The sequence below is a fragment of the Duganella levis genome, assembly GCF_009857605.1.
In the GTDB taxonomy this organism is placed as follows: Bacteria; Pseudomonadota; Gammaproteobacteria; order Burkholderiales; family Burkholderiaceae_D; genus Rugamonas; species Rugamonas levis.
Map to the genome: position 1 here is coordinate 61,298 of NZ_WWCT01000026.1, position 17,713 is coordinate 79,010.

Annotated in this window: 18 protein-coding genes; 8 read left to right on the forward strand and 10 right to left on the reverse strand. The window is 63.3% G+C overall.

All coding sequences use genetic code 11. The features are described from left to right. Window positions 1-7: 7 nt before the first annotated feature. From GTP69_RS25555 to egtD, 4 genes are all read right to left on the reverse strand, one after another. Window positions 8-1,408, reverse strand: a complete 1,401-nt coding sequence (locus GTP69_RS25555; protein ID WP_161057520.1) for an AMP-binding protein — start codon at window positions 1,406-1,408, stop codon at window positions 8-10. Window positions 1,409-1,472: 64 nt separating this feature from the next. Beyond that, a complete protein-coding gene (locus GTP69_RS25560) occupies window positions 1,473-2,798 on the reverse strand; it encodes a glycosyltransferase (RefSeq protein WP_161057521.1) in 1,326 nt (441 codons plus the stop codon). 70 nt (window positions 2,799-2,868) lie between these two features. Beyond that, window positions 2,869-4,080 (reverse strand): ergothioneine biosynthesis protein EgtB, encoded by a 1,212-nt coding sequence (gene egtB / locus GTP69_RS25565; protein ID WP_161057522.1) that lies wholly within the window; start codon window positions 4,078-4,080, stop codon window positions 2,869-2,871. Between the two features lies 1 nt (window position 4,081). Further along, window positions 4,082-5,080, reverse strand: coding sequence for an L-histidine N(alpha)-methyltransferase (gene egtD / locus GTP69_RS25570; RefSeq protein ID WP_161057523.1), 999 nt, complete (start codon window positions 5,078-5,080; stop codon window positions 4,082-4,084). Window positions 5,081-5,207: 127 nt separating this feature from the next. Here egtD and GTP69_RS25575 point away from each other — a divergent pair, with 127 nt between their 5' ends. The 6 genes from GTP69_RS25575 to GTP69_RS25600 all read left to right on the forward strand — a co-directional run bounded on the left by GTP69_RS25575 (window position 5,208) and on the right by GTP69_RS25600 (window position 9,668). After that, window positions 5,208-6,068: a putative selenate ABC transporter substrate-binding protein gene (locus GTP69_RS25575; protein ID WP_161057524.1), complete on the forward strand. Its 861-nt coding sequence runs from the start codon at window positions 5,208-5,210 to the stop codon at window positions 6,066-6,068. Continuing rightward, window positions 6,069-6,893 carry a phosphonate ABC transporter ATP-binding protein gene (locus tag GTP69_RS25580; RefSeq protein ID WP_161057525.1) on the forward strand — a complete coding sequence of 275 codons (825 nt, stop codon included), beginning with the start codon at window positions 6,069-6,071 and terminating at the stop codon, window positions 6,891-6,893. It abuts the gene before it with no gap. Further along, complete coding sequence (locus GTP69_RS25585) at window positions 6,893-7,732, forward strand: PhnE/PtxC family ABC transporter permease (protein WP_161057526.1); 840 nt, start codon at window positions 6,893-6,895, stop codon at window positions 7,730-7,732. The genes GTP69_RS25580 and GTP69_RS25585 overlap by 1 nt, the downstream gene beginning before the upstream one ends. Continuing rightward, on the forward strand, window positions 7,729-8,520 hold the full coding sequence (gene phnE, locus GTP69_RS25590) for a phosphonate ABC transporter, permease protein PhnE (protein WP_161057527.1): 792 nt from the start codon (window positions 7,729-7,731) through the stop codon (window positions 8,518-8,520). Before GTP69_RS25585 ends, phnE begins: the two co-directional genes overlap by 4 nt. A 2-nt stretch (window positions 8,521-8,522) precedes the next feature. Then, entirely contained in the window at window positions 8,523-9,200 is a 678-nt protein-coding gene (locus GTP69_RS25595; protein WP_161057528.1) for an ABC transporter ATP-binding protein, read from the forward strand. 180 nt (window positions 9,201-9,380) lie between these two features. Further along, window positions 9,381-9,668, forward strand: a complete 288-nt coding sequence (locus GTP69_RS25600; protein WP_008447145.1) for a hypothetical protein — start codon at window positions 9,381-9,383, stop codon at window positions 9,666-9,668. Window positions 9,669-9,787: 119 nt separating this feature from the next. Here the strand turns inward: GTP69_RS25600 and GTP69_RS25605 are convergent, their stop codons facing one another. Next, window positions 9,788-10,390 carry a YdeI/OmpD-associated family protein gene (locus GTP69_RS25605; protein WP_161057529.1) on the reverse strand — a complete coding sequence of 201 codons (603 nt, stop codon included), beginning with the start codon at window positions 10,388-10,390 and terminating at the stop codon, window positions 9,788-9,790. A gap of 10 nt (window positions 10,391-10,400) precedes the next feature. Further along, the gene (locus tag GTP69_RS25610) at window positions 10,401-11,669 is read right to left on the reverse strand and encodes a hypothetical protein (RefSeq protein WP_161057530.1); all 1,269 of its coding nucleotides are present in this window, start codon (window positions 11,667-11,669) and stop codon (window positions 10,401-10,403) included. A gap of 128 nt (window positions 11,670-11,797) precedes the next feature. On the opposite strand from GTP69_RS25610, the gene GTP69_RS25615 reads away from it, so the two are divergent. Both GTP69_RS25615 and GTP69_RS25620 read left to right on the forward strand, forming a co-directional pair. Continuing rightward, window positions 11,798-13,351: a DUF1800 domain-containing protein gene (locus GTP69_RS25615; protein ID WP_161057531.1), complete on the forward strand. Its 1,554-nt coding sequence runs from the start codon at window positions 11,798-11,800 to the stop codon at window positions 13,349-13,351. A gap of 10 nt (window positions 13,352-13,361) precedes the next feature. Further along, the gene (locus GTP69_RS25620) at window positions 13,362-14,546 is read left to right on the forward strand and encodes a DUF1501 domain-containing protein (protein ID WP_161057532.1); all 1,185 of its coding nucleotides are present in this window, start codon (window positions 13,362-13,364) and stop codon (window positions 14,544-14,546) included. Here GTP69_RS25620 and GTP69_RS25625 read toward each other — a convergent pair whose 3' ends face one another. The 4 genes from GTP69_RS25625 to GTP69_RS25640 all read right to left on the reverse strand — a co-directional run bounded on the left by GTP69_RS25625 (window position 14,547) and on the right by GTP69_RS25640 (window position 17,687). Beyond that, complete coding sequence (locus tag GTP69_RS25625; RefSeq protein ID WP_161057533.1) at window positions 14,547-16,259, reverse strand: putative bifunctional diguanylate cyclase/phosphodiesterase; 1,713 nt, start codon at window positions 16,257-16,259, stop codon at window positions 14,547-14,549. A gap of 46 nt (window positions 16,260-16,305) precedes the next feature. Continuing rightward, on the reverse strand, window positions 16,306-16,875 hold the full coding sequence (locus tag GTP69_RS25630) for a TetR/AcrR family transcriptional regulator (RefSeq protein WP_161057534.1): 570 nt from the start codon (window positions 16,873-16,875) through the stop codon (window positions 16,306-16,308). 2 nt (window positions 16,876-16,877) lie between these two features. Next, window positions 16,878-17,345, reverse strand: a complete 468-nt coding sequence (locus tag GTP69_RS25635; RefSeq protein ID WP_110848499.1) for a nuclear transport factor 2 family protein — start codon at window positions 17,343-17,345, stop codon at window positions 16,878-16,880. Window positions 17,346-17,429: 84 nt separating this feature from the next. Further along, entirely contained in the window at window positions 17,430-17,687 is a 258-nt protein-coding gene (locus GTP69_RS25640; protein WP_161057535.1) for a helix-turn-helix domain-containing protein, read from the reverse strand. Window positions 17,688-17,713 lie beyond the last annotated feature (26 nt).

A 17,713-nucleotide genomic window follows, 5' to 3' on the forward strand; every position in this document is an offset into this window, starting at 1 on the left:
AGCAGCCTTATTGATTTAAAGCATTATAATTCACCTTGCCGTTGGCCAAACGGGGAATCTCAGCGATAAAAGCGCAGCTGATCGCGCTACGGTGCAGGCCCAGTTGCCGCGAAACGAAGGCCAGCAGGCCGTCGCGCCCGGCCTCGCCCGCGCAGGCGATGCGCAGGTGGTCGTCCTGGCCATGGCAGACGAACTCGCAGCCCGGATAGGCCGCCTGCAGCAGCGCTTCCACCTCGTCCAGCGAGACGCGGTTGCCAAATACCTTCACAAAGCGCTTGAGGCGGCCGCTGATGTAGTAGCAGCCGTCCTCGTCGCGGTAGGCGACGTCGCCGGTCGCCAGGCGGCCGCCCCATTCGTCACCGCGCGCCAGGTCGGCCGCGCCGCTGGCGTAGCCCAGTGCCACATTCGCGCCGTAGTAGACCAGTTCGCCAGGCACCCGCGGGTCCGCGATCAGTTGGCCGTCGGCGTCAATCAGTTCGAAGCGTCCACCGGGGATGGCGTGGCCGATGCTGCCCAGCTTGCGTTCCAGCCAGGCGGCCGGCAGATAAGCCATGCGCGCGCTGGCCTCGGTCTGGCCATACATCACAAAGCAGGGCCAGCCTTTCTCGGCCGACAGCCGCTGCAGGTAGGCCAGGCCCTGCTCGCTCATCTTGCCGCCGGCCTGGCTCAGGTAGCGCAGCGCCGGCAGCTCGAAGCGCTCGAACTTGATGCGCTTGAGCATATCGTAGGTATAGGGCACGCCGGACAGCGAGGTCACCCGCTGCTGCTGCAGCAGTTCCCAGAACTCGCGGCTGAGCGGCGTCAGCGTGGTGACCTGGATCGCCGCGCCTGCCAGCAGATGGGTGTGCACAATCGACAGACCGAAGGAGTAACTGAAGGGTAAGGTGGTGACCGCCACGTCATCGGCGCGGATAGCCAGATAGGCGGTGATGGCGGCCGCATTGGCCAGCAGATTGGCGCGACTCAGGCGCACCAGCTTGCTGCTGCCGGTCGAGCCGGACGTGGTGAGCAGCAGTTGCAGCTGCGCGTCCAGCACTGTCGGCGCCTCCGCCAGCGCAGTTTTCAGCAATACATAGTGGCCAAAGCGGTACACCGGCGTGGCGTCCGCCAGCTCGCCGCTGCGCGCATTGTCCAGCCAGACATAACCGGGACGGTAGGCCGCCGCTAGGGCCTGCACTGCCGCCGCTTGCTGGCCGGCCTCGATCAGCAGCGGTACCTGCCCCTGCACCATCAGGGCGATGTACCCCATCAGGGACGGCACGCTGTTTTCGCACAGGCACAGCACCAGGTGGCGCCCCTGCACCGCCGCTCCCATACGGTCGGCCTCAAGCTGCACCTCTGCGTAGCTGTACGCCTGGCCGTCGCCTGCAAGGCAGGGATTATTGGCGTATTGAATTAGATCGAACATGCTACATCATAGCACCGCCTCCGGGGCTTGGCGAACCGCAGCCGGCGCGTTTTGCGGCCAGCCGTTACAGCGACCGCTTGATGCGCAGACTGACGTCGTCCGGCAGCAGGCCCAGGCGCTTGCCGTGATGCTTGAGGAACGCCCAGCTGTGACGCTCATGCACGTAGATGGCCGGATCGCTGGTGGTGTGGTTGTCGTGCATGCGGAATTCGCTCAGCAGATCATGCAGGTACACGCACTCGCCACGTCCCAGCAGGTGCAGGTAGAGCGCGACGTCGCCGGCGCCCTTGATTTCAAACCCGCTGAAGCTCATGACCGTGGGCGCCATGGTCAGCGCGTCGGCCCGGCGGAACATCACCGCCGGCGGCGGCCCGATGAAATTGCCGCCGGTGGCCAGCGTGAAGGCCGCCAGACTCAGACCGCTCATTTCACAGCTGGCGTTGGCCACTGCCAGCTTCTGCTCTGCGTAGCGCTCGCCGGCCGAATTGATGGTGTAGCGGCGCGCGATGACCAGCGTTGCATCGGGACAGGCCTGCATGCCCTCCACCATGCGCGCCACACACTGCGGCAGCAGCACGTCGTCATCGTACAGGGGCTTGATCAGCTGACCGCGCGCCTCGCGGATGCCGCGCGTCAAGCTATGCCCCTCGCCCAGCGGCGGTGTGTTCCTCAGGTAGCGCACGCGGTCGCTGGCGCCGCTGGCCAGGATCAGTTGGTGGATATCGTCATTGCTGCTGTCATCCAGCACGATAATTTCGAGGTTGTCATAAGTCTGCGCCAGCGCGCTCGACAGCGACGCCGCGAAGTAGGTCGCGCGATAGCCGGGAATCACGATACTGACCAGCGGATGGGCGTCGATCTGCGGCTGGTGCGGCGAAAATTCCATGATCAGCTGGCCGGCTGCGCCGGTCGCCTGTCCCGCCAGCGGCGCCATCGCACTCTCGTCCGGCTGTCGCCGCACCGCGCCGTCCAGCCCTGCCAACACGGCAGAGCGGGTCAGGTCCTGCGCACTATAAATCCATTGCCGTCCCTGGAACCGCATCTGCAAATTCAGCGCTTCGCCCGGATTGTCTACCCATTCATGCCGCGCCGCGCCGGGCGCGCTCTGTGCGATGTAGGTGGCCAGCATGGCTTCCAGGTCCGGCGTGACGACGCGCAGCACACCGCCGCGCGCCAGCACGCGGCGGCACTCGCGCAGGAATAGCAAGCCCTGTTCCTGACTCAGATATTCGAGGTGGTTTTCGCAATGGATGCCGGCCACGCTGTTATCGGCAAACGGCAGCCCCTGTGCCAGGTCATGCTGCAGCTCGGCGCCAGGCGCCTGGGAGACCGAGACAAAGCCGGGCAAGGCAGCATTGCCAACCCCGATGTTCAAGAAGTGTTGCGTCATGGGAGGCTGCGGCACAGCGCCAGGCTATTGAAGAGGACACCACATTATGCAATCTGACCTGCAATGTCAATTACTTCGCAAGCCGTATGCCGCTGAACTGCCAGCGCGCGCCGGCCGGGAAGAAATTGCGGTAGCTGGCGCGCGCGTGGCCTTGCGGCGTGGCCGATGACGAACCACGCAGCACGTATTGGTTCAGCATGAACTTGCCGTTGTATTCGCCCAGCGCGCCCTCCGCTGCCGCAAAGCCGGGATAGGCTGCGTAGCTGCTGCTGGTCCATTGCCAGCAATGGCCGTACATCTGCTGCAAGCCAGCACCGGCGGCGCTGCCCGGATGCAAGGAACCGGTTTCGATCGGCGCCTGCGCGGCCGCGTATTCCCATTCAAATTCTGTCGGCAAGCGAGCGCCGGCCCAATGGGCGTAAGCATCGGCTTCAAACAGCGAGATGTGCGTCACGGGACGATTCAGGTCCAGCGGCTGCGGCCCGTGCAGCGTGAATTCCTGCCACGCGCCCTGCTCGTCCTGGAACCAGTAAATCGGCGCTTTCAGGGTTTGCGTGCGGGCCCAATCCCAGCCTTCGGCCAGCCACAACGCGGCGTTGAAGTAGCCGCCGGCGTTGATGAAGTCGAGGTATTCGCCATTCGTCACCAGCCGCGAGGCCAGCGCAAACGGCGCCACATATTGCTTGTGGCGCGGCAGCTCGTTGTCGAAACTGAAGCCGTCGCCGTTGTGGCCAATCTCGGTCAGGCCGCCGTCGAAGGCAATCCACGCCAGTGGCGCCGCTGGCGCGGCGGCCGGCAGCGGTATCTCCATGTAAGCAGGACGCAGCAGGCTTTGCGCCAGCAGGTGCTTGACGTCGGTGAGCATCAGCTCCTGGTGCTGCTGCTCGTGCTGCAGGCCGAGCGTGAGCAGCATGTCCAATTCTGCGGACGGCGCGCTGTCGATCAGGCGGGCGATGCGCGCATCGACGTCGGCGCGGTAAGCGCGCACCTGCGCCATCGCGGGCCGCGTCAGCAGGCCGCGCTGGGCGCGCGGATGCTTCTCGCCGATGCCGTTGTAATAGGAATTGAACAGGATGCGAAACGCCGGATGGAACGGCGCGAAGTCGCGCTCCATGCGTTCCAGGATAAACGTCTCGAAGAACCAGGTGGTGTGCGCCAGATGCCATTTGGTCGGACTTGCGTCGGGCATCGATTGCGCGCCGCAGTCTTCATCGGACAGCGGCTCCGCCAGCGCCAGCGTGTGCTTGCGCACCGCTGCATAGCGCGCGAGAAGTCGTTCCATGTCAGCTGGCCCGGGCATGAATCACAGCGAACCAGGTATCGGTGTCGGTCCACATGCGCGTGGTGGCAAAGCCGGCCCGCTCCAGCAAGGTGACGAAGGACTGGCGCGTATATTTGTAGCTGTCTTCCGTGTGGATGCGTTCACCGCGCGCGAAATCGCGTTCGCCGCCGCGCCAGGTCACGGTCAAAGGACAACGCGCTTCCAGGTGCATTTCAATCCGGCTCAATTGCGGATTGAAGAAGGCCACATGCTTCCACTGGTCGATTTCAAAGTCCGCGCCAATCAGATGATTCAGGTGACGCAGCATATTCAGGTTGAAGGCGCCGGTGACGCCCAAGGCGTCGTCGTAGGCCGCATCCAGCACTGCATGATCCTTGATCAGGTCCACGCCGATCAGCAGGCCGCCATCGGCGCCGGCATTGGCGCGCAGGCCACGCAGGAAAGTCACCGCCTGCTCCGGCGAGAAATTGCCGATCGACGAACCGGGATAGAAGAACACCCGGCGCTCGCTGCGCACGCTGTCCGGCAGTTCAAAGCCGCTGGAAAAATCCAGTCCCAGCGCCGTCATCTCGATCTGCGGGAAGCGCTGCTGCAACTGCGCCACCGCACCAAGCAGGAAGTCGCGCGAGATATCGACCGGCACGTATTGGGCAGGCTTCAGCAGCGGGAACAACGCCGCCGCCTTGGCGCAATTGCCCGCGCCCAGATCGATCAGCGATGCGCCATCGCCCACTGCTTGCGCCATGTCGGCGCCATAGGCGGCAAAGATGCTCGCTTCGGTACGGGTTGGATAATATTCAGGCAGTTCGCAGATGGCCTCGAACAGCTTGGAACCTAGGCTGTCGTACAGGAACTTTGGGGAAGTATGCGCATCGCGCGCCAGCAAGCCGGCGGTGATTTCTTCGATAACCGCGGCACTGCCGTGCGCGGGCCGCTGAGGCGCGGTGTTGCTGGCGAGAGGCGAAACAACACGGATCGCCGAGGAGCGGGATACTTGCATAAATGCCCTACCTATCTAATGGGGGTGGCAATCCCTTGAGGGGATTTTTGCTATGATAGCTGAATATCCATTTTGTAGCGCTGTACCAAAAGTTCCGTGCGACTTCTCACATAAAAGGGCAATCCTGATGAAAATCTCCTTTAAATCGCTGCTGGCCACGAGCCTGATGCTGGCCGCTTCCTGGTCGCAAGCACAATCGGCGGATCACGTGTTCCGCGTCTCGGCCATCCCGGACGAAGCGCCGACCGAACTGCAACGCAAGTTCAAGCCGCTGGGGGAGTATCTGGAGAAGAAAATCGGCATGAAGGTCGAATTCACCCCGGTGACCGACTACGCCGCCTCGGTGGAAGCCCTGATCAACAAGAAGGTCGACATGGTCTGGTTTGGCGGCTTCACCTTCGTGCAGGCCAATGAACGCAGCAAGGGCGCCATCACGCCGCTGGTGCAGCGCGCCGAAGATGAAAAATTCCGTTCGGTGTTCGTCACCACCAACAAGAGCATCAACAGCCTGGCCGACCTGAAAGGCAAGACCCTGAGCTTCGGTTCCGAGTCCTCGACCTCCGGCCACCTGATGCCGCGCTACTACCTGCTGGCCGCCAAGATCAATCCGGACACCGATCTGAAACGCATCGCCTTCTCCGGCGCGCATGACGCCACCGTGGCTGCCGTTGCAGGTGGCAAGGTCGATGCCGGCGCGCTGAATATCTCGGTATGGGAAAAACTGGTCGAGGCCAAGAAGGTCGATCCAGCCGTGGTGCGCGTGTTCTACACCACCCCTGGCTATTACGATTACAACTGGTCGGTGCGCACCGACATGAACGCCGATCTGAAGAAAAAGCTGACCGACGCCTTCCTGGCGCTGGACGCCAACAAGCCTGAAGACAAAGCGATCATGGACCTGCAACGCGCCACCAAGTTCATTCCGACCAAAGTAGACAACTACAAGAACATCGAAGCCGCAGCCAAGAACGCCGGCCTGCTGAAGTAAATGCCAACGTATCAACTGCAAGACCTGACCGTCCGCCACCTCGGCGGGCGTTCTGCCCCCGCGCTGCAAGCTATCAACCTGACCGTCGAACAAGGCGAGCAACTGGCCTTGATCGGCCCTTCCGGCGCCGGCAAGACTACCCTGCTGGCGACGCTGTCCCTGTCCCGCAAGCCGTCCGAAGGCAGCTTCCATGCCTTCGGCGTCGAGCCGTGGGCGCTGGGCGAAGCGGCGCGTCACCGCTTGCGCGCGCAGTTGTTCCTGGCGCCGCAAACGCCGCCGCTGCCGCCGCGCCAGCGCGTGGTGACGGCGGTGCTGGCCGCGCGCCTGCCGCAATGGAGTGTGTGGCGCGCGCTGGTGTCGCTGTTCAAGCCTGAAGACCCGGAAGCCGCGTGGCATGCACTGTCGCGCTTTAATCTGGGAGATAAGCTGTATTCGCGCGTGGACCGCCTGTCCGGCGGCGAACGCCAGCGCTGCGGCCTGGCGCGCCTGCTGCTGTCGCCGGCCAAGTCGCTGCTGGTGGACGAGCCGCTGTCCGCGCTCGATCCCGCCCTGTCCGAACTCACATTGACCACGCTGCGCGAAGAAGCCAAAGCGCGCAACGCCACGCTGATTTGCAGCCTGCACCAGGTGGACCTGGCCCTGGGCCACTTCCAGCGCATCGTCGCCCTGCGCGACGGCCGCATCGCCTTCGACCTGCCGCGCGACCAGGTCACGCCGCAGATGATCGCCACGCTGTATCAGGGCGAACAGCCGCCAGCCGCATCGCCGCACAGCGACGGTCACGATGCTCTGGCGGTCACAATCGGCGTAGGCGCTTGCCTGTAATGGACGCCACGCTGAACCACGCGGCGGTGCACCGCGATCCCGCCCTGCGCCGCCGTATCTTCATCATCGTCGCCGCGCTGGTGATTCTGTGGCCGACCATGGTGATCTCCGAATTCAAGCCGTGGATACTGTTTGACGAACAAAGTCTGAACGCGACCGGCCGCTTCCTGGCCGACTTCCTGGTGCCGGCCCACGACGCCGAATTCCTGCACATGCTGGTGCGCGAAACCTGGAACACCGTGGCCATCGCCACCGCCGGCCTGACGCTTGCGCTGCTGGGCGCCATTCCCGCCACCTTGATCATCAACGAGCAGCTGTCGATTTCCGCGCTGGGCACGGGCCGCATGCGCCCTCTCGCCGTCTTCGTGCGCCAGACGGTGCGCTGGCTGATGGTGATCCTGCGCTCGGTGCCGGAACTGGTATGGGCGCTGCTGCTGGTGCGTATCATCGGCCTGGGCCCGACCGCCGGCGTGCTGGCGATTGCCCTCACCTACTGCGGCATGCTGGGCAAGGTATATGCCGAGATTCTCGAATCGTCCGACGCCCACGCCAGCGACACGCTGCTGGCCAATGGCAGCGGGCGATTGGCCGCGCTGCTGTATGGCGCGCTGCCGGAAGCCGCCTCGGAACTGATGTCCTACACCGTCTACCGCTGGGAATGCGCGATACGCGGCTCGGTGGTGATGGGCTTCGTCGGCGCCGGCGGTCTTGGCCAGCGCATGGATGAATCGCTGAAGGCCATGAACGGAGCGGAAGTCTCCGCCATGCTGCTGGTGTTCATCGCGCTGGTGGCGCTGGCCGACCAGTTCTCCAAAGTGCTGCGCAGGAGGCTGGGATGAATCCAGACATGCCGAAACCGCCGGCGCGCGACTGGACCATGCGCATCCTGATGCTGTTGCTGCTGGTGCTGATCATCGCCAGCTTCGCCACGCTGCCATTGAAGTGGCGCGACTTCTTCACGGTCGACGCCATCAACAGCACCATGGAACTGCTGGCCGGCTTTGCGCCGCCGGAAACCTCCAGCGGCTTCCTCGCCAAGACCTTCTGGGCGGCGATTGAAACGCTGGCCATGTCCGGCCTGGGTACGCTGCTGGCCGTGATCTTCGGGTTGGCCTTCTCGCTGCCGGCGTCGGGACGCTTTGGCGCCGCGCCCCGCGCCGCCATGCGCGCAGTGCTGAACGTGCTGCGCTCGGTGCCGGAACTGGTATGGGCTTCCATCATGCTGATCGCCGCTGGCCTTGGTCCGCTGGGCGGCACGCTGGCACTCGGCGCGCACACGGCCGGCGTGCTGGGACGCCTGTTTGCCGACTCGCTGGAAAACGCCGCGCCGCTGCCGGAACAAAGCCTGCGCACCAACGGCGCCAGCGCCACTGCGGCCTTCATGTACGCCACGCTGCCGCAAACGCTGCCGCAGATGATGTCCTATACGCTGTACCGCTGGGAGAACAACATCCGCGCCGCCGCGATTCTCGGCGTGGTCGGCGCCGGTGGCCTCGGCCAGATGCTGAAGTATCACCTGTCGCTGTTCCAGATGCCGCTGGCCGCCACCGTCATCATCGCCATGCTGCTGCTGGTGACGCTGGTCGATGCCATCAGCTTCGCCATGCGGCGCGCACTCACAAGGTAAACATGCTCGAACTTCGCCAGCTCTCCAAATCCTACAACGGCCGTCCGGTGCTGGACCAATTGTCCTGGACTTTCAAGGCCGGCGAATTCGTCTCCATCATGGGCGATTCCGGCGTCGGCAAATCGACGCTGCTGAATCTCATCGCCGGCCTCGATACGCCCGATCCATCGGCCGCCTCGCCCATCATCGTCGACGGCATACCAATGTCCGGCCTCGATGACGACGCGGCGACGAAGCTGCGGCGCGCACGCATGGGTTTCATCTTTCAAGCCTTCCACGTGCTGCCGCATCTGACCTTGTTGCAGAACGTCGCCTTGCCGCTGCTGCTGAATGGCATGCCGACCGAACGCGCAGCCGAGATGCTGGAAGCGGTCGGCCTGGGTGGCCGCGAACACGACTTCCCCCATCAAATCTCCGGCGGCCAAATGCAGCGCGTGGCGATCGCCCGCGCGCTGGTGCACCGCCCGGCCCTGGTGCTGGCCGACGAACCAACCGGCAATCTCGATCCGGAAACCGCCGACGCCATCCTCACACTGTTGCAGCGCGAAATTAAAGCCACCGGCGCTTGCGCCATCATGGTTACACATTCGCAACTTGCTGCTAAAAAGACAGACAAAATCCTACTTTTATCCAGAAATGGACTAAAAGATACAACAAACGTCAACCCGTTTGAGCAATAACCAACATAATTTAATTGTTAAAGCCTGCACTTTTTTTTTATCCGTAGTATTATTGAAAATAACTTGCATGGTTATCAAGAATGTTGAGTCGCGTACCACATTCAGACCGTAACGAGTGTGGACGCTAGCCTTGCCGGGAACGTACTTTTTTTAACGTTTTGAGCAAAGGAGGAGCAAGCCATGAACGTACGTCAAAAGAAGTTGGAGTTGATTGAAGCAATGAATCGCGCTCGGGCACTGGAACCATCCAGTTTTGTCCCGAACAAGCTTCTTGATACGCTGATTGAAAAGATGAACTTGAAGAACGATGCGGAGTTGTGTCGGGTGCTGGAAGTTCAGCCGCCGATCATCAGCAAGATCCGTCACCGGAAGTTAGCAGTTGGTGCCACGATCCTGCTGCGTATGCATGAAAAATCAGATATCAGCATTCGCGAGCTGAAAGATCTGTCGACCGCGTCTATGCATTGAACAAAAACACTGTTCTGCCCTGCCTGGCGTCGGCATGCGGTATCCGGCGCCCCAAGCGCTGTAGCGATCAGCCCAAACCCCGCTGAACGCAGCTTTACCGAGTAGCTAGTTAGTACCAGTTAGCATTTCTCGTATTTCCAATTTCTCGCCTTACCTTCTGTGATCCATTCAATGGCCTGTTCGCGCCTGCGCGTCCGCGTCGCTTCGGTTTTCGCTTCGGTCAGCCAGTCGGCGTAGTCGCGCTGCTTGCTGGGGCTGAAGCTGTCGAAGTGCGCGCGCGCCACCGGCACCGCATCCAGTGCGGCGTGCAAGTCATCCGGTATCTCCAGCGAACGTGGCGCCGCCGGCTTGGCACGGGCAGGCGCAGACACGCCATCGTCGTTCAGCTGCATGGCGTGCTTGATGTAGGACGCCAGCACTTTTTTGGGCGGCAGATCCTTGAGCGATGTGATGCGGCCGAAGTGGCCCATGGCTTCGCGATTGACTTCATCAGCGGCCATCAGCAGCTCGGCCTTCCAGAAGTTCAGCGCGCAATGCGCCTTGAACGAGGCCATACTGCACATCATGCCCTTGTACATAAAGTGCGGGAAGCTCCACTTGATCGTCTCTTCCACTTCGGGACAAGCGGCATGCACCACCGCACGCAGATGCGCCAGGATCGGCTGCGCGAAGTCGGCGGATTTGGCGATGTAAGCGTCTACGCGCGGATCGGTGGCGGGCATGATGGTCTCGTTAGAAGAATTGTGGATTCTTCGCCAGCAGATCCGCCTCGAATTTATTGACCGCTTCAAAGTTGGGCAAGGCTGGCGACACGCGGCGGCCGGCATCCCAACTGCGCCAGGCACGCGCACTATCGTACTGCATCAGCAGCAGATCGCCCAGATCCTTGTAGGCTCCGCCCAACATCGGATTGGCTTGCAGCGCCTCGACGAACAGCTCTTTAGCCTCCTTGGCCTGCTTCAGGCGCAAGCGGTTATTCGCTTCAAACACCTTCAGTACATAGGCCTTGCGCGGCGCCTGCTGGCGCAAGGCCACCAGGGTCTTCACGCCATCCGCCATTTGCCCATCCTTGCCGGGATTGATGGCGGCAAACAGCAGCGACAGCGAGGACGACGTCGCCGCCGCCTGCTTCTGCTCCGTCGTCAGCGTTACCTGCCTGCCGGTGGACAGCATGCATTCCATCTTGCCCAGCATGGTATCGAGGATCTGGGCGTCGCTGAAGTCCTCGCTGGCGTCGCATGGATGTTCGGCGCGCAGCGCGTCCAGTTGCTGCGGCGTGGCGGCAGCGATGCGATCGAACAGCGCATCCACACCGTCCTTGCTGATCTCCCGCTGGTAGGATTTGAGATCGTAAGCCGGCGGCTTGGCGTTTTGTACCTGCGTGAATACCAGCTTGATATCGCGGCCTTCATTGAGGAACAAGGTCAGGTTTTCCGGAATCACGCCGCCCTTGGCCAAGCGCTCCAGCAGTTGCGGATGGCCGCCCGGCACATAGCGCATGAAGCGCGTGAACTGCGCAGTGTCCGTGGCCGATACCTTGGTGCCGGCGGCGCTCCATGCGGCCAGCTTGACGCCGTCCACATAGAACACGCGTTGCTCGCCCTCGGTCTTTTCCTCGGCCACGCCCGGCCCGGCGCTGAGCACCGCCAGCTCGTTCTCCTGCACCTGTTTGTTGGTCAGCACCGTATCGACCTTGATGGCGGCCACCGCGCCGCGCAAGACGTCGCGGTTATGCATCTCCACCACGCGGAAGCCAACCGTGTCGAATAGCGAATACTCCGCGTACTCCTTGGCCGCCGTGTTGATGGCGTAGCGGCGGCGCGCGGCAAAATCGTACACCAGCCGGCCCTTGGCGGTATCCACCGACAGATAGCTGTCCGCCAGCGTGACGTCCATTTGCGAAGTGCGTTCCTGCTGGGTGGAGCTGACATGCAACGTGACAGCCGCCTGCACCTGCGGCGCCATGGCCAACGCCATCAACGCGGAGAAAATAAGACGCATAAAGCCTGCTTCCTTAAAAAATGGAGCGACCATGATAAATCAGACAAGCCCCCCGGCTTGTAACATTTCGTTGCAGCTTACACATACGTCATGTGGAACTCCCCAAAAAATGGCATATTCTAGAGACTATGCCTATTCCGACCTTCACCCGTCCGCTCGCGTTTCTGCCGCCGCTGCTCCTGCTGCTGGCAGGCTGCGCGACCACCAGCACAACGCCGCCGGCCCGCCAGGCGCCCGCCGATCCGGTAGCGCTCAGCGCCGCGCTCAATCGCATCAGCTGGGGCGTCAACACCAGCACCTACCAGCAGGTCGAGAAAATTGGCTACAGCGCCTGGCTGGAACGGCAACTGCATCCCGGCGCCGCCGTGCTGCCGGCCGCCGCGCAGGCGCAGATTGACGCCATGACGATTTCGCAAAAGCCGCTGCCGCAACTGGTGCAGGAGCTGGAGCAGCAGCGCCGCGATTACGACAAGGCCATGGTCGACGACGACGCCAAGAAGGCCGCGCAGCGCGCCTACCAGCAGGAGATGAGCCGCCTGGCCAAGGAAGCCGCCACCCGTTCGCTGCTGCGCGACCTGTACTCGCCCAACCAGTTACAGGAGCAGATGACATGGTTCTGGATGAACCACTTCAACGTCCATCAGGGCAAGAGCAATCTGCGGGTGCTGGTCAGCGACTACGAAGAACAGGCGATCCGCCCGCACGCGCTGGGCAAGTTCCGCGATCTGTTGGCCGCCACGCTGCACCACCCGGCCATGATCCGCTACCTGGATAACGAACAAAACGCCGCCAACCGCATCAACGAAAACTACGCGCGCGAAATCATGGAGCTGCACACGCTGGGCGTGGACGGCGGCTACACCCAGAACGACGTGCAGCAGCTGGCGCGCATCCTCACCGGCGTCGGCGTCAACCTGGGCGACAAGACGCCCGATGTGCGTCGAGACAAGCAAAGCCAGTACGTGCGCAAAGGCCTGTTCGAGTTCAATCCGAATCGCCACGACTATGGTGACAAGGTGTTCCTCGGCCAGACAGTGAAGGGCCGTGGCCTGGCCGAAGTGGACGAGGCGCTCGATCGCCTGAGCCGCAGCCCGGCCACCGCGCGCTACGTCAGCCGCAAGCTGGCGATTTACTTCGTCGCCGACGAACCGCCGCCGCAGCTGGTCGAGCGCATGGCGGCGCGCTTCCAGTCCAGCGACGGCGATATCGCCGCCGTGCTGCGCACCATGTTCGACGCACCGGAATTCACGCAATCGCTGGGCAAGAAGTTCAAGGACCCGGTGCACTACGTGGTATCGGCCGTGCGCCTGACCTATGACGACAAGATCATCCTCAACGCCGGGCCGATGCTGGGCTGGCTCAATCGCATGGCCGAACCGCTGTACGGCCGCCAGACGCCGGATGGCTATCCGCTGACGGCATCCGGCTGGGACAGCCCGGGCCAGATGATCACCCGCTTCGAAATCGCCAAGGCCATCGGCGGCGGCAACGCGGGCCTGTTCAAGACCGAAGGCACGCAGCCGCTGGAGAAGGTCGCCTTCCCGCAGTTGGCCAACGCCCTGTATTACCAGTCGCTGCAAACATCGCTGGCGCCGGCTACCCGCCAGGCGCTGGAGCAAGCCGCCTCGCCGCAGGAGTGGAACACGCTGCTGCTGTCATCGCCGGAACTGATGCATCGCTAGGAGAAGCCCGATGAAACGCCGTACCCTGCTCAAAAGTTTGGCCGCCGCTTCGGCCACCTTATCCGCCTCGTCGATGGCCGGCCAGCTGTGGGCCGCACCGGCCAGCAAGACCCGTCTGCTGTTCGTCTTCATGCGCGGCGGCTATGACGCCACCAGCTTGCTGGTGCCGGTCTCCAGCCAGTACTACTACCAGGTGCGCCCCAATATCGCGATTCCGAAAACCGCCGCGCTGCCGATCGACACCGACTGGGGCTTGCACCCGGTGCTGGCCGATAGCATCCACCCGCTGTTCAACGCCGGCCAGGTGGCCTTTGTGCCGTTCGCCGGCACCGAGGACCTGTCGCGCAGCCACTTCGAAACGCAGGACAGCATAGAACTGGGCCAGGCGCTGGACCGCACCCGCGACTACCGCTCCGGCTTCCTCAACCGGCTGGCGTCCACCCTGAACGCCGACCGCGCCAGCGCCATCTCCTTTACCGACCAGCTGCCGCTAATCATGCAGGGCGGCCTGCAGGTGCCCAACACCGCGCTGCGCAGCGTCGGCAAGCCGGCGGTTGATGCGCGCCAGGCCAAGATGATCGCCGCCATGTATGAACACACCGCACTGTCACAGCAGGTACAGGAGGGCTTCGAGGTGCGCGACGACGTGATGAAGCAAATGAGCGGCGAAATGCAGGCCGCCAACCGCAACGCCGTCAGCACCAAGGGCTTTGAACTGGAAGCGCGCCGCATCGCCAAGCTGATGAAGGACAAGTACAACATCGGCTTTGTCGACGTCGGCGGCTGGGACACCCACGTCGGCCAGGGCAACGCCACCGGCTACCTGGCCAGCCGGCTCGACGAACTGGGACGCGGCCTGGCCGGCTTCGCGCAGGAGATGGGGCCGGACTGGAAAGACACGGTGGTGGTGGTGGTCAGCGAATTCGGCCGCACCTTCCGCGAGAACGGCAACCGTGGCACCGACCATGGCCACGGCACCGTCTACTGGGTGATGGGCGGCAGCGTCAACGGCGGCAAGGTGCATGGCGAACAGGTGCGGCTGGAACAGCCGACGCTGTTCCAGAACCGCGACTATCCGGTGCTGAACGAATACCGCGCCATGTTCGGCGGCCTGCTGTCGCGCATGTACGGTCTGAACGCCGGCCAGGTGGCCACCATCTTCGGCACCAAGGGCCGCGACCTCGGCCTGGTGTAACTACGGCGTCGCGTCCTGCCGCAGCCAGCGCGTGGCGGCGTCCGCGTCCAGCGACGGCGAGTACAGAAAGCCCTGGAACGCGGTGCAGCCGGCGCCGGCCAGGAAGGCCGACTGGTCGATATTTTCCACGCCCTCGGCGATCACGTTCAGGCGCAGGTTCTGCGCCAGCTGGATCACCGTGCACACCACTGCGTTGCCGTCGGGGTTGGCCGGCACGTCGTGCAGAAAACTCTTGTCCAGCTTGATGGTATTGACCGGCAGCGCGCGCAGATAGCTGAGCGAGGAATAGCCGGTGCCGAAGTCGTCCAGCGACAGCATGAAGCCGCGTTCGCGCAGCTGCTCGATGACGCGGCTGCCGCTGCGCTCCAGCTTGATGGCGTCGCGTTCGGTCAGCTCCAGCTCCACATCACCGGCCGCCAGCCCGAACTCAATCAGGACCGCGTCCAGCTGCGCCAGGTAACTGTCGTCCAGCAGTTCCTTGGCGCAGGTGTTGATGCAGATGCGCAGGCCGGTCACGCCGGCGTCGTACCAGCTGCGCAGCTGGGCGCAGGCGACCCGCATCACGCCCTTGCCCAGTTCCGGCAGCAGACCCAGTTCACCGGCCAGGCCGATCACATAGTCGACCGGCTGCTGGCCGAAAAAATCCGGCAACCGCAGCAGCGCTTCCATGGCGATGGTTTGGCCATCGACGGCAAGAATGGGCTGGTACTCCAGCCAGTAATCGCCGGTGCGCAGCACCCGCCGCAACTCATTGTGGTCGGTATTCTTGCGGTGCGCCAGCTCGTCCAGCTCCTCGGTGTAGTAGTGGTAGCGGTTGCGGCCCGCGTTCTTGGCGTGGTACAGCGCCAGGTCGGCTTTTTTCAGCAGCGTGTCGGGCGTGTCGGCATCGCTCGGGCAGACGGCGATGCCGATGCTGGCGCTGATCCTGACTTCGCATTCGCCGATCTGGAACGGCCGCGCCAGATGCTGCAGCAGCTTCTCGGCCAGCACGCCACCGCTGGCCGGCGATGGCGGATGCAGGTGCAGCAGGCCGAACTCGTCACCGCCCAGGCGGGCGATGTAGTCGCTCTCGCGGCTGGCGCTGCGGATGCGTTGCGCGGCCTGCCGCAACAGCTGGTCGCCGGCCTGGTGGCCCAGCCCATCGTTGACTTCCTTGAACTCGTCGAGGTCGATCATCAGCAACAGCAGCAGCTGGCCATTGCGCTCTGCCTGCGATACCATCTCCGAACGCCGCGTATCGAAGGCGGCGCGGTTGGCCAGGCCGGTCAGGCCGTCGATGGTGGCCAGGCGGCGGATTTCATCTTGCGCCAGCTTGCGCTCGGTGATGTCGCGCAGGATCTTCAGGTAGCCGATCAGCTGCCCCTGGTCGTCGCGGATCGCCGTCAGCACGCCATCCGCCCAGAACACCGACTGGTCCTTGCGCAAGTGCCAGCGGTTGTCGGCCGCCCGCTCGCCGCGCGCCGCCAGCGTCATTTCCTGCAACGGCTCGCCGTCCGCCTGGTCGCCGGCGGTGTACAACAGCGCGCTGCTCCGGCCGATGATCTCGGCAGGCGTGTAGCCAAACACCAGTTCGGCGCCGAGGTTCCAGCTGGTGACTTCACTACGGGCATCGATGGTGAAGATGGCGAAATCGCGGACATTCAGGTAGATCTGCCGCAGCAGCAAGTCCGGCGCCAGGCCGGGGGCAATCACATGCGTCAACGGAGGGGTCATGGTGGTGGCAGCCCGGTGGGTTAAAACCCATTAGACTGGCGGCGTTTTAACTGGTTCCGGGTGGAACCAGGCGCTGCTGCATGCGCGCCAGCGCCCGCATGAACAACGCCGGCTCATCGGCCGCGCGCGCCAGCACCAGCGCGCCCTGGATGCCGCCCACCACGTCCTCGGCCAGCGCCAGCGCGCTGTCGGCAGCATGGCCGCCGCGCTGCAAGGCCGCCGCCAGCGCCTGCACCCATTCGGCAAAATAGGCCTGCACCTTGACCGCATAACGGTCGCGCTCATGGCCCAGCGCGAACACGCCGACCAGGCACACCTTACGGCCGGACAGGAAATAGCGGCCGACCGCCGTGAACATATCGGCCACGCCCTGCTGGGCGTCGGCGGCGTGGCGCAACGGCTGGAACACCTGGTCGCGGAACCAGGTGTCGATTTCGCTCAGCACCGCCTCGGCCATTTCCTCTTTGCCGCCGGGGAAGAAGTTATAGATGCTGCCCTTGCCCAGCCGGGTGCCCTCGGTAATCCGCGCCAGGCTGGCGCCTTCGAAACCGTAGGTGCGGAACACCTCGGCCAGCAGCGGCACGACATCGCCCCGCTCTCCCATCACTCTTGGCATGTTTAAAATCCAAAATCACTCAGGCCTGGGTGGTCCGCCGGACGCGGGCCGTTGATATCCCAGTGGAATTTGCGGTCGGCAGCGGCAATCGGATGCTCGTTGATGCTGGCCAGGCGGCGCTGCATCAAGCCGTCTGCAGCAAATTCCCAGTTCTCGTTGCCATAGGCGCGATACCACTGACCCGAATCGTCATGGTATTCGTAGGCGAAGCGAACCGCAATACGGTTGCCGTCATGCGCCCACAATTCCTTGATCAGGCGGTATTCCAGTTCGCGCGTCCATTTGCGCTGCAGCAGGCCGACGATGGCGGCGCGGCCAGTGACGAATTCGCCGCGGTTGCGCCAGAAGCAGTCTTCGGTGTAGGCCAGCGAGACCTTTTCCGGATTGCGGGTATTCCAGCCGTCTTCGGCGGCGCGGACTTTCTGGGCGGCGGTTTCCAGCGTGAACGGTGGCAGTGGCGGACGAGTCATGGTGAGCACCTTCTGAATAAAGTTAAGTTGTACCGAACGGTACAATCACTTATACCTCGCCCCGGCAAGATGCAAGCAGATTTTTTAACGGAAGATATCGGCCGCCAGTTGGCGTCCGGCTGCGCTGAGCGCCACGGTGCCGGTGATGCCGCCATCGTCCAGCGCCATGTTGATCAATCCCGCCTCCTCCAGCATGGTCAACTGGCGGCGCAGCACGCTCATCGGCCGCTGCACCTGTTTACTCAGCTTGGCCAGCGAACAGGGTTTGTTTGGCCATTCGGTCTCGATGCGCCACAGCGCCTCCAGCACGCCGGCCAGCACAGTCATCACTTCGTCATCCATCGTGTTACGCTCTTTGGCTAAAATAC

Excerpts from the sequence above, each read along its gene's own strand:
- egtB (WP_161057522.1), bottom strand. The coding sequence starts at position 4,080 with ATGGAACGACTTCTCGCGCGCTATGCAGCGGTGCGCAAGCACACGCTG.
- GTP69_RS25635 (WP_110848499.1), bottom strand. The coding sequence starts at position 17,345 with ATGACTCGTCCGCCACTGCCACCGTTCACGCTGGAAACCGCCGCCCAG.
- GTP69_RS25595 (WP_161057528.1), top strand. The coding sequence starts at position 8,523 with ATGCTCGAACTTCGCCAGCTCTCCAAATCCTACAACGGCCGTCCGGTG.
- GTP69_RS25640 (WP_161057535.1), bottom strand. The coding sequence starts at position 17,687 with ATGGATGACGAAGTGATGACTGTGCTGGCCGGCGTGCTGGAGGCGCTG.
- GTP69_RS25615 (WP_161057531.1), top strand. The coding sequence starts at position 11,798 with ATGCCTATTCCGACCTTCACCCGTCCGCTCGCGTTTCTGCCGCCGCTG.
- egtD (WP_161057523.1), bottom strand. The coding sequence starts at position 5,080 with ATGCAAGTATCCCGCTCCTCGGCGATCCGTGTTGTTTCGCCTCTCGCC.
- GTP69_RS25580 (WP_161057525.1), top strand. The coding sequence starts at position 6,069 with ATGCCAACGTATCAACTGCAAGACCTGACCGTCCGCCACCTCGGCGGG.
- GTP69_RS25625 (WP_161057533.1), bottom strand. The coding sequence starts at position 16,259 with ATGACCCCTCCGTTGACGCATGTGATTGCCCCCGGCCTGGCGCCGGAC.
- GTP69_RS25585 (WP_161057526.1), top strand. The coding sequence starts at position 6,893 with ATGGACGCCACGCTGAACCACGCGGCGGTGCACCGCGATCCCGCCCTG.
- GTP69_RS25575 (WP_161057524.1), top strand. The coding sequence starts at position 5,208 with ATGAAAATCTCCTTTAAATCGCTGCTGGCCACGAGCCTGATGCTGGCC.
- GTP69_RS25555 (WP_161057520.1), bottom strand. The coding sequence starts at position 1,408 with ATGTTCGATCTAATTCAATACGCCAATAATCCCTGCCTTGCAGGCGAC.
- phnE (WP_161057527.1), top strand. The coding sequence starts at position 7,729 with ATGAATCCAGACATGCCGAAACCGCCGGCGCGCGACTGGACCATGCGC.
- GTP69_RS25605 (WP_161057529.1), bottom strand. The coding sequence starts at position 10,390 with ATGCCCGCCACCGATCCGCGCGTAGACGCTTACATCGCCAAATCCGCC.
- GTP69_RS25630 (WP_161057534.1), bottom strand. The coding sequence starts at position 16,875 with ATGCCAAGAGTGATGGGAGAGCGGGGCGATGTCGTGCCGCTGCTGGCC.
- GTP69_RS25560 (WP_161057521.1), bottom strand. The coding sequence starts at position 2,798 with ATGACGCAACACTTCTTGAACATCGGGGTTGGCAATGCTGCCTTGCCC.
- GTP69_RS25620 (WP_161057532.1), top strand. The coding sequence starts at position 13,362 with ATGAAACGCCGTACCCTGCTCAAAAGTTTGGCCGCCGCTTCGGCCACC.
- GTP69_RS25610 (WP_161057530.1), bottom strand. The coding sequence starts at position 11,669 with ATGCGTCTTATTTTCTCCGCGTTGATGGCGTTGGCCATGGCGCCGCAG.
- GTP69_RS25600 (WP_008447145.1), top strand. The coding sequence starts at position 9,381 with ATGAACGTACGTCAAAAGAAGTTGGAGTTGATTGAAGCAATGAATCGC.